The organism is Castellaniella denitrificans, assembly GCF_042653765.1.
GTDB lineage: Bacteria > Pseudomonadota > Gammaproteobacteria > Burkholderiales > Burkholderiaceae_B > Castellaniella > Castellaniella denitrificans.
Map to the genome: position 1 here is coordinate 1 of NZ_JBHSEZ010000007.1, position 12,662 is coordinate 12,662.

11 protein-coding genes are annotated in these 12,662 nt (G+C 65.1%); all 11 read right to left on the bottom strand.

What is annotated here, in order from left to right:
* Nucleotides 1–253: 253 nt before the first annotated feature.
* The 11 genes from ACFO27_RS09805 to ACFO27_RS09855 all read right to left on the bottom strand — a co-directional run bounded on the left by ACFO27_RS09805 (nt 254) and on the right by ACFO27_RS09855 (nt 12,659).
* On the bottom strand, nt 254–1,318 hold the full coding sequence (locus ACFO27_RS09805) for a reverse transcriptase domain-containing protein (RefSeq protein WP_376817185.1): 1,065 nt from the start codon (nt 1,316–1,318) through the stop codon (nt 254–256).
* A gap of 300 nt (nt 1,319–1,618) precedes the next feature.
* Nucleotides 1,619–1,972, bottom strand: coding sequence for a diversity-generating retroelement protein Avd (avd, locus tag ACFO27_RS09810; protein WP_058379103.1), 354 nt, complete (start codon nt 1,970–1,972; stop codon nt 1,619–1,621).
* Nucleotides 1,969–2,235, bottom strand: coding sequence for a hypothetical protein (locus tag ACFO27_RS09815; RefSeq protein WP_376817186.1), 267 nt, complete (start codon nt 2,233–2,235; stop codon nt 1,969–1,971). Before ACFO27_RS09815 ends, avd begins: the two co-directional genes overlap by 4 nt.
* Nucleotides 2,236–2,291: 56 nt before the next feature.
* A complete protein-coding gene (locus ACFO27_RS09820) occupies nt 2,292–2,873 on the bottom strand; it encodes a hypothetical protein (RefSeq protein WP_376817187.1) in 582 nt (193 codons plus the stop codon).
* A gap of 78 nt (nt 2,874–2,951) precedes the next feature.
* Nucleotides 2,952–5,516, bottom strand: coding sequence for a hypothetical protein (locus tag ACFO27_RS09825; RefSeq protein WP_376817188.1), 2,565 nt, complete (start codon nt 5,514–5,516; stop codon nt 2,952–2,954).
* 14 nt (nt 5,517–5,530) lie between these two features.
* Nucleotides 5,531–5,911, bottom strand: a complete 381-nt coding sequence (locus ACFO27_RS09830) for a hypothetical protein (protein WP_064675089.1) — start codon at nt 5,909–5,911, stop codon at nt 5,531–5,533.
* Between the two features lie 2 nt (nt 5,912–5,913).
* The gene (locus ACFO27_RS09835) at nt 5,914–7,176 is read right to left on the bottom strand and encodes a hypothetical protein (protein WP_157125796.1); all 1,263 of its coding nucleotides are present in this window, start codon (nt 7,174–7,176) and stop codon (nt 5,914–5,916) included.
* 5 nt (nt 7,177–7,181) lie between these two features.
* Nucleotides 7,182–8,678 (bottom strand): hypothetical protein, encoded by a 1,497-nt coding sequence (locus tag ACFO27_RS09840; RefSeq protein ID WP_058379108.1) that lies wholly within the window; start codon nt 8,676–8,678, stop codon nt 7,182–7,184.
* A 3-nt stretch (nt 8,679–8,681) separates the two neighbouring features.
* Nucleotides 8,682–8,972, bottom strand: coding sequence for a hypothetical protein (locus ACFO27_RS09845; protein ID WP_058379109.1), 291 nt, complete (start codon nt 8,970–8,972; stop codon nt 8,682–8,684).
* A gap of 59 nt (nt 8,973–9,031) precedes the next feature.
* Nucleotides 9,032–11,752 (bottom strand): hypothetical protein, encoded by a 2,721-nt coding sequence (locus ACFO27_RS09850; protein ID WP_218918963.1) that lies wholly within the window; start codon nt 11,750–11,752, stop codon nt 9,032–9,034.
* 1 nt (nt 11,753) lies between these two features.
* Nucleotides 11,754–12,659, bottom strand: coding sequence for a hypothetical protein (locus tag ACFO27_RS09855; RefSeq protein WP_058379110.1), 906 nt, complete (start codon nt 12,657–12,659; stop codon nt 11,754–11,756).
* Nucleotides 12,660–12,662 lie beyond the last annotated feature (3 nt).

Here is a 12,662-nt window from a genome sequence, read left to right on the forward strand (position 1 = left end):
AGACGCAGACGCAAAAAAGCCCGCATTTACGCGGGCTTCAGGGGTGTTTAGTGCTTTTATATGCCAGTCATTGCCAGACGCGGGATCACTCCCACTCAATTATCAACAAGAGGAACATAGCCAGCATTTACGCGGCTCTCAGTTGTGGCACAAGTTCCAATACCATGAAAAATACCATGTTCAACAATGCAGCCTAAAAAGCAGGTGGGCGGCAAGCGATCATGATACCTGCTCCCCTGCTTTGGCGCATCCTTCAGCCGCCCAGCGCCAGCTTGGCGGGGATGTCGCGCAGGCCGGGCACCAGCACCAAGTCGCCGAGCACGCCTTCGACGGTGCGGTGAGCCTGGCAGTGCTTCGCATAGGCGAGGAACGACATCACGCGCTGGCGCACGTCGGGCAGATCGACTTCGCCGGCGAAATACTGGGTCATAAGCTGGAGAAAGTCCGCGCGGGCGCGCTTGATGTTGCGCTTGCGTGGGAGGATGTGCGTCGGCCAGATGCGGTAGCCGCAAAAGTCCACGCCGCGCTGCCACGGGTGAATCGCCGTCTTCGGGTTGAGCGAGAGGCCCAGGGCATTGACGACCTTTCCAAGGGCCTGTAGCACGCGCTGCGCTTCGGCCTTGTCCTTCACCACCGCCACGAAGTCGTCCATGTACCGCACGTAGAAGCGCAGGCCCATATCGTCCTTGGCGATGTGATCGAGGCGGTTCAGCAGGACGTTAGCCCCGAGCTGGCTGGTCAGCGCGCCGACGGGTAGGCCCAGCCCGGCCTCGTGGCCGTAGCCGCTGATGATTTGCCGCCAGAGCCAGAGCACGTCGGGATCCGCAATGACGCGCTCCACCTCGTCCATGAGGATGTGATGCTGGATGCTGGCGAAATACTTGCTGATGTCCGCCTTCACCACGTAGATGCCGTCGCCCCAGTTCCGCTTCGCCACGCGCAAGAAGTGCTGCACGCGCATGACGGCGCGCTGGGTTCCCTTGCCCTCGCGGCAAGCGTAGCTGTCGAAAATGAAGCGGCGCTCGAAGTGCGGCTCCACCACCTGCACAAGGGCATGATGGACGACGCGATCTTGAAACGGTGGCGCCTGAATCAGGCGTAGCTTGGGCTCGCGCACCACGAACTCGCGTTGCGGGCCGGGCTTCCAAGTCTTCCAGAGCATGTGATTCTGGATGTTGAAGAGGTGCTCTTCAGCCTCTACCGCGAACTGCATTACCTCGTTGCGATACCGCTTTCCATCGCGGGCGCCCATGTAGGCCAGGTGCAGATTTTCAAAGGAGGTGAGTTCGTCCCAAAGACCATTCACAGTGCGCGGCATGTCTTCCTATTCAGTGTGGTCGGGTGCTGCCACGTCCGCCGGTTTCCCGGCTACTGGCCGCAGCGCCCTGTTCATCTTCGACAACATGGTCAGGACAAAGGCCCCAAAGGATATGCACTGGACGGCGGCCCGTGGGCCGCGCGCCTTCTGGCACTATTCGTTTGCGAGGCGACCGCCGATATTCGTGTTGACGTTCGACGCGGGATTGTTGACGTTCAGGCAGAAGAGCCCGTCGTTCGCGCCGTTGTCCCAATTGCCGCCGTTATAAGCCCTTGCCCGTTCAAAAACCGGGGTGGTGCTCTACGACATGGCGGCTCCTTCGTGCTTGATCCACGCGCCGACCATGCGGCCAATTTCGTTCGTGTGTTTCATCCAGACTTCCAGGCGATGCGTGTTGATGTATTCGAGGCGATGGGCCTTGCGGATGAAGTGCCGGAACACCTCGATTTCCACGTCCAAGTCGAAAAGCGACGAAGCCTTCTGTCGGCGCTTCCACGCCACGACGGCCAGGCGGCATACCTTATTCATGGCCGCCCGCATTTCCGCGCAAAGCAAGTGCCTTTCCAGCTTCGGGAACTGATGCAGCACGGTATGCGTGTAGGCATCGAGCTCTTCCAACTTGGTGATGAGCTTCAGGTATGCGTCGTTTTTCAAGTCAGCCTTTCCCCTTCATCCTCTTCGATGTTTTTCTGGCAGTGCTGGGCGTCGAAGGCGTCGAGCAGTTTGCACAGGATGCACCCCCACCGCTTTCCAGAGCGAGCGGCCTTCCCGGCCCGGCTACTGATGGTTTCATCCTCGCTGCCGGCAAGCGCGGCGTTCAAGGTCTGGTCGTTGGAGACGGCCACCCGGAAAGCGCGATCACTTCCACCGATAGCCGACACCAGCGCCAGCATGTTGCCCGCCAGCGTCATCAGCATGGAGCCCAGCAGCAGGGCGATTCGGGCGCAATACTGCTTCACCTTGCGCCCGCCCGTTACCAGGAAATGGCGGACAGGTCTTCCAGGGACGCGGTGGCGCCGATGGCATCTTCGGCGGCCTGACGCCGACCAATGAGCACGCCGGAGGCCGCCGCGTAGGCGTTCATCTTGTCGAGCACGCGCGAGGCGAGCTCCGCGACCGGCAGGCCGCGCGCCGTGGCGATGGCGGTCAGCAGCGGAGCGTCCGCGCCGGCGTCGGCGGCCAGCGCCGTGGCTTCCTTGACCTGCTGGGGCCAGGACTGCACTTCGCTGTCAGGGTAGTAGGCAGCCAGCGCGGCCACCGCCTTCTGGCACTCGGCGTTGATTTCGGTCAGCTTGGCCGCCTTCGCCGCGTTCAGGATGGCCGCGTCGCTGGCTTCGAGGATGTCCTCGCCCAGCAGTTCGACCAGATCCTGACTGCACGCCGGCACGTCTTCCGGCTGGCCGGGAACCGTGACCGAAATGAACAGGCGACCGGGGCGGTACGCCTCGGGGACGAGGTACGCTTTGACCTTGGCGGCGGTTGCCACCTCGGGCAGCGGCACGGTCATGGTGGAGCCTTCGACTTCCACCACCAGATTCCCGTTTTCGATTTGCATTTACTGCTCCTTTCTTGAGAGGGGCGGCGCGCTTGGCGCGCTCGCCCAACTGCTACATGACACAGGTCACATGACCCATTACACCTTTGCGAGGCGACCGCCGACAGACGCGCTGACGTTCGACGCGGGATTGTTGACGTTCAGGCAGAAGAGCCCGTCGTACGCGCCGTAGCCCCAATTGCCGCCGTGATAGGCGACGCAGTTCGCAGCCGACCAGAAGGCGTCCGCATACGTGCCGTTCGAGGCCGAAGCGTCGATGGTGGCGGGCAGGAACACTTGCGACAGGTCGTAGTTCGCGCCGGCATCCACGGACATCGTGACCGGGTAGGAGGCCGAAGCCGACGGCGCCACCTGGTTCGTGGTGATGTAGGTCTTGTTGCCCTGTTTGTCCCAGATTTTGTATTTCAGGCTGGCGTCGGTTTGCAGTCCATCGACCATCTGCCAGACGTTCGACCAGAGGCCGATAATGCCGCGCCACGAGGCTTGCGAGGTGGGCGACGCATCGACGTTGGTAGCGCCGGAACTGTTCGAGTTGCCTTGGCCGACCAAGGTCTGGGCGTCAGGGTTGCCCAGTTCGATGAGGGCCAGCATCTGGATGGCGGAGAGTTGGTAGATGTTCCACAGCGAGAAGCCCGTAACGCCCCCGGTGTTGCGCGCGTTCGCGCGGGCCTGCATCGTCGGGAAGTCGATGGAAACCAGCGGCCCGACGGCAGCCACGGACGCCAGCTTGTTGCCGGAGGCGTTCGAGCCCTGATACTTGCCGACCCAATACTGGGCCAGGTCAGCGCCGGCGTTCTTGAAAGCCGGGTGAATCTCGAAGCCGGTTTCCTTCTTGTCCGAAACCCAGATGGCCTTCTTTCCGACGTAGGCGCCGGACGCCACGATGCCGGTCTTGATGTAGAAGGCGGGCACCTTCACCATCGCCTGGCTGTCCAGGGTCTGATCGACGATACCGGCATAGGTCGGGTGGGCGTTGAAGAAGGCGGCATCGGTGGCCTTGGCGTTGCCGTCCTCGTCGATGCGTGCCCACGAACCGGAAGTCGCGCCAGTCGAAACCAGAGCGATACCGATCACCGTGCCGAAAATCTTTTTCGTAGTGAACTTCGTCTCCACCGACCATTCCGACCAGCCGATGGTTGCGCCCTTGTGGCGGACGCGCCAGAAGTATTGCGTGTTCGAGGACTTCAGCAGGCCGGCAGGAACGGTCAGCGAGGTCAGGTGCGTGGCGTCCTCGCCGCTGTCGTAGGTGGAGGCGTCGTAGGACGCGCTGGCCTCGCGGATTTGCCATTGGGCCGCCGCTTGGGTGTCCGCACCCGCATAGACCGCGAAGGCGCTGGACGACAGCGTGGGCGTGTCGGCGACGTTGGTCAGGTTGTTGGCCGGGCCAACGTTCGACGGGGCCTGCACATACACGAACGACGCGGCGGTGGAGAACGAAACCGGGTCAGACCACGGCGACCACGCGCCTTCGGCGTCGCGCGCGCGGCCACGGGCGAAGTAGTCATGGCTGGTTTGCAGGCGCAGGCCGATTTCCTGCCAGGACAGGCCGCCCACCTGCGTGCCGCTGTCGATGATGACCTCGGCGAAGTCGGCGGTGGCGGAGACTTGGAATTGCACGGCGCCCACGGGCGTATCGGTGGGCGAAACGTAGCCGGTCAGGCCCAGCGTCGGGCGGTCGGTCAGGTTTTCAGCGCCATCGACGGGGTTGGACATGGCAGGCTTGAGCGGAGGCGTGTGCGTGCCGCGCAGGCCCGTGGTGGAGCCCAGGCCAATGATGTGCTGGATCTCGGTATTGCCAGCGCCGCCCACGACGGTCACGCGCAGCGCGGTGTCGCCATTGACGAGCAATTCGTACTCGCAGTCGATGTAGCCCGCCGGCACTTTGCCGCCTTCGCGCGTCCATGCCAGCGGCGCGGACACCCAGTCGCCATCGATCAGAAAATCGACGTTCACAACGGATGCGGTGGGCGTGCGGCGGATTACGACGGCGCGCTTGACGCCATCGAAGCCCAGATTGATGGGCTTGGAGAAGTAGGCCGCGCCCGGCTTGGCCTGCGCGGTGCCGTTAGCGACGGCAAACGAGGTGCGCGCGAGGAACGCGCCGGCGCCGCCGTAGGCGTTTGCCAGCGGGTCAGAAATGCGGATGCGGGTGCCGTTCAGCACAGCATTGACATGAACCTGCTCGGCGTGCGTCGCGTTGTAGATGACATAGTTCTGGCCGGGCGTGAAGAAGCTGCTGTCGGTCACGTCGATGGAATCGTCGCCGGCGACGGCAGAGGTCACGGCGATGGGCTGCGTGTCGGTCAGCGTGTATTCGCCGGCCCACATTTCAAGGCTGATGTTGTTGCCCGAATAGTCCCAGTCCAGGCGCACCGCACGCGCCAGCATGGGCGCGGTCATGCCCTGCAAGTCGCCGATGTCGCCGCCCAGGTCTGCGACGGCCTGCGCCACCTGGTTCATCTTGTCGGCGAAGGTGGGCGCATCGCCCTTGGCGGCGTTCAGCTCGTCTTCGACGCTTACCTGGCGCTCGTCGAGGGCGGCGAAGTTCTCGTCGATTTCCTGGTAGCGCGTGTTCCACAGCGAGGGGACGGCATCCGGCTCGTTGTTCGGAATCGGCGTGATGTTTTGGTTGGGCAGGGACATGGGGGGAGCTCCTTTCAGAATCGCATCTTCAGATTGACGCCATAGGTTTCCCCGTTCTCCAGGTACTTCGGCGCAAAGGTTTTCCAGCAAACAAGGTTGCCGTCGGTGTCGAGCAAGGCCGCCTCGGAGAGAGCGCCGGCATTGAGGTCGTCGGATTCGACGACGCCCTTCCCGGTGGCGGAATACAGGTCTTCTTGAACCAAGGCCGTGACGGGCTTGCGCTTGACCTCGTGGTAGAGGCCGGCGGCGCCGCTGTCGGCGGGCTTGGCGGTGTTGTCGGGGTTGTGGCCACCGTCGCCGTAGGCGATGAATGCGATGGGCTTGAGTACGCCAGTGCCGGCCATGTGGGCGGCGACGCGGCGGCGGTAGCTATCGGCGACTACGGCTTCGGGCACGGTCACGCTCCTTCGATCTTGTAGAACTCAAATTCCGCGTTCCTGGGGCCGCCCAGCTTCCATGCGCCGGAGAGCGTCAGGCGCGCGGGAGAGGTCGGCAGCAGGACGGGCTGCTGGTAGTTGCGGATTTTGAATTGACCGAAGCGCGGGTATTCGGTCATTTTCCGAGTGGTGAGCCGGTGCGAGCCGTCGAGGAGGAATGCGCCGATGTGCAGGCCGCTACCCACCGTCCAGCCGCCATCGAGGCGGCGCGTGTGGTGGTAGAGCTTCGTGGGTGGCGGCGGGGTGACGTACTCGAACTCTTCCAGCGGTAGGGTTTCGACGCGCCAGGCCGGGGCCTCGGCGGTGATGGTCACGCGCTGCGCGCCAGTGACGCGGCAGTTGTGCAGGTGCCAGTTCGACTTCTGGCCGTACTTGTGGCCCAGCTTGAAGGTGCCGAACGGCTGCGGCAGGCGCGGGAGCTCGCCGTCGATGCCCAGCTTCCAGCGCCCGGATGGTTCATCGGTGATGACGCGCCCGCACCACGGGTAGCGCGCCAGCATGTCCTTCCGCATCCAGAACTTGTAGGACGCGAGGATGGTCAGCAGGAACGATTCGTTCAGCCAGAAGCGGAATACCGGAACGAGGCGCGCCGGAATCACGTCCTTGATAATCTGGATGAGCTTGGCGACGGACTGGGTATCCACGTCGAAGCCCAGCGAGATCATGATGCGGCTGGTCAGGAACATGCCGCTCGTATCCACCACCCTGTCCTTGCGGCTTTCGTCAGCATCCTCGATGCGCCGGCCCAGGCCCCAGGTGCCGTCCAGCTTCAGGCCCGGCTCGCCGACCTGGTGCAGCCACCACGCGAAGCTCGGCTTCGAGGTGTAGAGCGCGGTGGGATACGGATAGTCCTTGTCCTGCCAAAGCTGCTCAATCTCGCACTGGTTCGGGAAGAGCATTTGCAGGTAGGTCTTCAGGAAGTGCAGGCCGCGCCCCTGCACGTCGCCCGACTTCCATGCCCGATACAGGTAGCGCGTGGCCGCCTCTTCGCGGTCGCCTTGCAGCAGCACCAGGCCGTCGGTGTTGACGGCCTTGCGCACCAAGTCGAACGAACCCAGGTGCGCAGCGCCCGACACATTCACGTCGAAGACATCCGGGGCCAGCATGTCGTTGAAGAGGTCGAGGAAGAGCCGCTTCAGGTCATCTTCGACATCGTTTTCGGCATAGCTGTTTTCCAGCGGCAGCAGGCGCGGGAGCTGGGCATTCGAGAAGTCAAAGGACATGGCGATCACCCGCCCCAGGTGGGCGTGACGATGTTTGCCGTTTCGACGGTCACGGCCAGGCTGTCGGCGGACACGTAGCGCCACATTTCAGGGCGTGCGGCCAGAGACGGCGGTTCCACGATGTTCACGGTCAGGTCGGAATCGCCGCTTGCCAGCGCCGCCACCTTCTGGCGCAGCAGTTCATACACGCGCTTGTAGAGCGGGCGATTGCGCCCACGGCGCGACGCGGCGGCGGCCTGGCCGAACTCGCCCAGCGCGGCCTCGATGATTTTCTGGCGCACGTCGGAAGCAACGTAGGACGTGCTCACGCGCGCGCTCACGGACATGGCGATCTTCGAGCGCACCGGCGTGAAGAAATAGACCCGGTAGCTGTTGTCGGCGGCCAGAATCGCGGCGCGAATGGTGCGCTGCGTCTCGGTCAGGTCATCCTCGGCGATTTTCACCGGCGCCACGGGCACAGCGGGATCCGATTCTTCGAGCACGGCTTCGCCGCCCTCTTCGGACAGGCAGGCCACGAACAGGGCGTTGATGTTGTCGAGGCTCGCGCCGCGCGCCTGCTCTTCCTCGGTTTCGTTCCAGATCGAGAGGAATTGCAGGTTCGGGAACTTCTTGCGTACCAGAAACCCGAACTCGCCCAGGAACACCGCGTTGTCGTCATAGACCGACGGGTAGCGCGCGAGGTCGCGCAGCACCGACATGGGCATGGGGTTTTGGCCGGGCTGCAAGAGCGCGTCCATCTTGAGCTCCACGACGGCTTCCAGCGGCGAACCAAGGTACTCGAACGAGAACGGGCTGCCGAAGGCCGGGCTCACAGCGCCGTTGGTGTAGTAGGTGGTCAGGGTGATTTCGGCCCCGTCCGCCGGCTGCACGCCCACCACGCCGCTGAAGCCGAATCGGACATAGACCTGCTGGCGGTCGTCGGCTTCGACGTGGAACACGCGCTCGTCGGCCTCGGTATTCACATAGCGATTGCGGTAGGCGTACTCGCCCTGGGCGTCGCTCACGGCGATGGAGCACAGGAAGGCGTCGTCGTCCGCCGCCGGCACAGGCACGGCATAGAACGGCTCGCTGCCGGAAACCGTGTGCGTGATCGTCACGGCGCGAAGCTGGCTGGCCTCGAAGGTAGCCTCGCCGCCCGGTGGGATGGTGATGGGGGTTTCCGCGCGGTACAGCAGGCCGGACGAATCCAGCAGCGTGCGCGCCGATTCCACGGTGAAGTCCTCGGTTCCGCCGTTGATGGCGCGGATGCGCACGCGCGCCGGCGTGCCGCTACGGATGATGCCGCGCATGGCCGCGTCGGCAAGCACGGTCGAATCGCGCACCTTGTCGTAGGGTTCGGCCTGGGCGGTTTCCACTTGGGCGGAAAACATCGCCAGCATGGTCGCCATCGCGTCCAGGTGTTGCAGGGTGCGCGGGTCGCCCGCCTGGTACAGCGGCGCGATGGACTGGTAGTTGCCGATGGTGTCGGCGATTTTCTTCTGGAAGTCTGCCTTGGTGTACATACTCTATGCCCCTGGCACTTGAATTGCCACGCCGGCCACATCCACGAACAGATCAACCCTGTCCGGGGGTGTGCGCACGGCGTAGAGGTTCAGCGAACCGGGGGGAAGAGCCTGAAGCGCCGGGATGTCCTGGCGCATCTTTTCGAGGAAGGCTTCGGGCGCACCGTCAGCCTGCGGCAGTTGCAGCAGGGCCTTGGCGTCCTGGCCGTAGCCGGAGCCCAAATAGCCCTCCACCGGCGTGTTCAGCCAGTGCCGCACCATTTCCTGAATGTCTTTTCCCGTGATCGTCGCCATACCCAAAGTGTGCGGTGCTGGCAACTACAGGAATCACGGTTTTTTCCGGGCCGGGCTCGCTATGCGCTCAATCCGCCCGTGGCGACGTGGGCGATACCCCGGTCGCGCACGTCCTGGCCCACGTCCGGCGACGGCATGGATACCTGGATGGGCTTGCCAGAATCGTTGGACGCCATCGGCACCGTCACCGGCGGGGCCTCGGGCACGGACGGCACGCTGGGCGCCGACGGCACCACCGGCGCGCTGGCGCTTGCCACCACCGGCGCGGCGGGCGCAGCCACCGATGCGATGGACGGGCGCGCGGGCGCAGCGGGTGTCGCCGGAGCGCCATCTGGGCCGGCGAACGCCTTGGCGTAGATGTTGCCGGCGGCCAGGTCGTTCTTGTATTTCAGGGCCGACGTGCCGTTGGCGTCGGATGGGCCGGATTCGCCGCGCGCAGCCTGCGCCGCGCCGCCCTCGCCGGCGATGTGGCGGGCCTTCAGTATCCCGGCGATTTCGTCCTGGCTCATGCCCTCCTTGATGACGCCGCGCGCCAGCAGACGGGCGTAGGACTTGTCGGAGTTGGTCTTGAAGGCGGCGTCCTGGGCATCGGCGCTGCCCAGGTACTTGTCGTAGCTCATGCCGCCGTTCCAGTTATCGGCGTTCTTCAGGAACTTCGACATGCCGCCGGCCTGGCCCCACTTATATTCGTTACTGAAGCCGTCGGCCTTCATGGCGGCCTGCACCGCCGAGCTGCCGCCCTTGATGAGGCCCGCATCCGCCAGCCAGCCTGCGCCGGCCTGGTAGCGGCCCATGTAACCGGCGGAATTCACCACGTCGAGCTTGCCGCCGGCGCTTTCGGTTGCGGCGGTGGAAGCCACCAGCGCGCGCGTGTGGGCGTCGTCCAGCCCGGCTATGTTGCCCTGCTTGTAGTCGGCTCCGGTTTCCATCGCGCGCCGCGCCGCGATGCGGTCTTTCAGGCCCTGCGGCACCATGCTGGCGGCGAAGTCCTTGGTGCCGCTCCACGCGCTGCCGGCGGCGTTCTTCGTAGCGTTCCATGCGGTACTCGCGCCGGACTGGACAGCATCGGCAGCCTTGCCACCCAGTTCGACGGCACCATCCTTCACCGCGCCTGCCACCTCGGCGATCTTGCGCGCGCCAGCCTCGGCGGCCTTGATGGCTGGGCCGATACCGGGCAGGGACTTCAGCCCTTCGTAGGCCGACGCGAACGCGCCGGACACGGATTCCCAGCCAGCCTTCGCGGTATCGACGAAGCCGCCCCAGGCTTTCTTGATGGTGTCGCCCACGGCGGCGAACGCAGTCATGGTGGCGTCCCAGCCCTTTTGCAAGGAGCCCACCACCGAATCCCAGCCGGACTTCACCCAGTCGAAGGTGCCCAGCGCCGTGACTTTGACCTCGTTCCAGGCGTTGCCGATCATGCTGGGGATGTCGGCGGCGCGCAGGTCATTGACCCAGCCGCCTACGGTGTCCCCGAGAATCTTCCCGGCGTCGTCGCCCAGGAACATGCCCACGGCGCCGCCGATAGCGCCGCCAATGGCCGTGCCGATACCGGGGAAGATTAGCGTGCCCAGCGCCGCGCCGCCAGCCGCACCAGCGGCCATGCCAGCCATCGAGCCGGCGAACCCGCCGACGGCAGCCCCGGTCTTCTTGTCCTTCTCGCGCCGTGACAGGGTGTCATCGGATTCCGACGAATACACGTCCGCTGCTGCGCCCGCGCCGGCCAGCAGTGCCCCCAGAATCGGGACGCGCTTCAGCAGCCCGCCCATCTTGGAGAGCGCGCCGCCCTCCTTCAGCAGGCCGCCGGCCTTGCCCAGAAGACCGGCTTCTTTCGCGGCTCCACTGGCTGCGGCAGCTTCTTTGCCCCCGAAGCCCAGCAGGCGGCCCGCGCCCTTGAGCAAGCCACCGCCTGCACCCAGCAGGCCACCCACAACCGGGATGCGCGTCAGCACGCGGCCAAGGCCGCCGAACAGGCCGCCCAGAAGGCCAGACCCACCCTTCGCGCCGTCGTCCGGTTTTTCCTCGATGTTCTTCAGGCTCTTGTTGGCCGCCTTATTGAAGGTCGTCTCGTCCTTGCGGAAGCCGGTCAGCGAAGTCCAAATGCGGCGCAACCAGCCTTCCTGCCGCTTCTCGCGGCTGCCGCCGGTCAGCAGTTCGTAGCCGCGCGCCATCGGGCGCGCCACCTCGTTCATGGCCTTTACGGCGGGGTCGGCTTCCTCCATGCCGCTGCCGGATTCCCTGATGGCCCCAGCGATGCGGTCGGCGACGCCGCGCAGCGCGCCGGTTTCTTCTCCGTCTCCGCCACCACCGCCGCCACCATTTCCACCCCCAGAACCGGGCGCACCAGAGCCGCTGCGCCCATCGCCACGCACGAAGCGCCCGCGCCCGTCGCGCGATACCGGCTTGGCGATGGCGCGCTGCGTGGCCTGGCTGGCCGCGCGCACGGCGGCCACCGCCTGCCCGGCAACCTCTACGGCCTGGGCATCGCGGCGGATTGCGCTGGCGCTGGCCCCGCCGGTCTGCGGCGTGGCGGTCTTGCGCAGCAGCGCCGGGATCTGGCTGGAACTGCGGGGAGTGCTCGGGGCGGGCGCCATCGGGCGCGCCACCTCGTTGCCGGTCTTGTCGGCGCGGCCAGGCCGTGCAGGCCCGCCGGATGCGCCGCTGGTCAGCGCGCGCCGGATAGCGCGCACGTCGTCGTGGATGTCGTCCCAGACCTTGAGTGCGCGCCCGATGTCGATGGGGTCGCCGGTCAGGAAGCCTTGTGCGTCGTGCTTGAGCGCCATGCTACGGTCTCATAAAGGTGTCGAGTTGGGAGAAGGACATCTGCACCTCTTCCAGCCCGTCCTCGCGGCGGGACAGGCTCAATGCCATGTTGGCCGGACGGAACATGCCGATGTCCTCATATCCGCCCCGGTTGCTGCCACGGGTGATGAAGGCATGGACTACCTTGATGGTGATGGCGTAGCTGTCCGGCACGCCTACCGTGCCGTCGCGCGGGGCCGCCGCGCCGTGGTGCGCCGCAAACCACCGCTTGAGCGTGCCTTGCTGGTCGTCGATGGTCGTCAGGCGCAGTTCCACCGGCTCCGCGCCCTGCACGGCGTCGATGACGGCACCGCCGACGCGGCGCTTCTCGCCGGCGATGATGAAAGGCTCGTATTCGACCTCGGTTGCGAAAAGGTTGAACCGCTGCGACATATCGCCGTTGAGGCGGCTCGAAACCTCGATCAGCCAGAGGTTCTTCTTCGCCAGTTTCTGGCCGCGCATGTCGTCGTAGATGTTGCGCGCCTCGGTCGGGCTGATGCCGCCGAACAACGGCGTGGGCGAGCCCCAATACATGGTCTGCGAGGCAACGCCGCCCATACCAGGCAGTAGATCGTTCAGCAGGCCGGAATCCAGCAGGCGCATCCCGGCGTCTTCCCAGTTGCCTTGCAGGACATCGCCCAGGGCACCACCGCCCACGTTAATAATGCGCTGGGCCTGAAGTGGCACGTACTTATTGACCAGGTTCATGGCGGCATTCGACGCCATGCTCTGGCCCATGCTGGTTACGGTCTTCGCCAACTTTCCGCCGCCCAGGGCATCGGACGCCGCGCTGCCGGCGCTGCCCAGCACGGAGTTCAGGCCCGACTTGATTGAACCGAACAGGCCGTTACTGGAAAGGCTCTCCGCGATGTTGTTGTAGAGGGACATGGG

Coding starts and splice junctions, on each gene's coding strand:
- ACFO27_RS09840 (WP_058379108.1), bottom strand. CDS start 8,678: ATGTACACCAAGGCAGACTTCCAGAAGAAAATCGCCGACACCATCGGC.
- ACFO27_RS09850 (WP_218918963.1), bottom strand. CDS start 11,752: ATGGCGCTCAAGCACGACGCACAAGGCTTCCTGACCGGCGACCCCATC.
- ACFO27_RS09805 (WP_376817185.1), bottom strand. CDS start 1,318: ATGCCGCGCACTGTGAATGGTCTTTGGGACGAACTCACCTCCTTTGAA.
- ACFO27_RS09855 (WP_058379110.1), bottom strand. CDS start 12,659: ATGTCCCTCTACAACAACATCGCGGAGAGCCTTTCCAGTAACGGCCTG.
- ACFO27_RS09845 (WP_058379109.1), bottom strand. CDS start 8,972: ATGGCGACGATCACGGGAAAAGACATTCAGGAAATGGTGCGGCACTGG.
- ACFO27_RS09815 (WP_376817186.1), bottom strand. CDS start 2,235: ATGCTGATGACGCTGGCGGGCAACATGCTGGCGCTGGTGTCGGCTATC.
- ACFO27_RS09825 (WP_376817188.1), bottom strand. CDS start 5,516: ATGTCCCTGCCCAACCAAAACATCACGCCGATTCCGAACAACGAGCCG.
- ACFO27_RS09835 (WP_157125796.1), bottom strand. CDS start 7,176: ATGTCCTTTGACTTCTCGAATGCCCAGCTCCCGCGCCTGCTGCCGCTG.
- ACFO27_RS09820 (WP_376817187.1), bottom strand. CDS start 2,873: ATGCAAATCGAAAACGGGAATCTGGTGGTGGAAGTCGAAGGCTCCACC.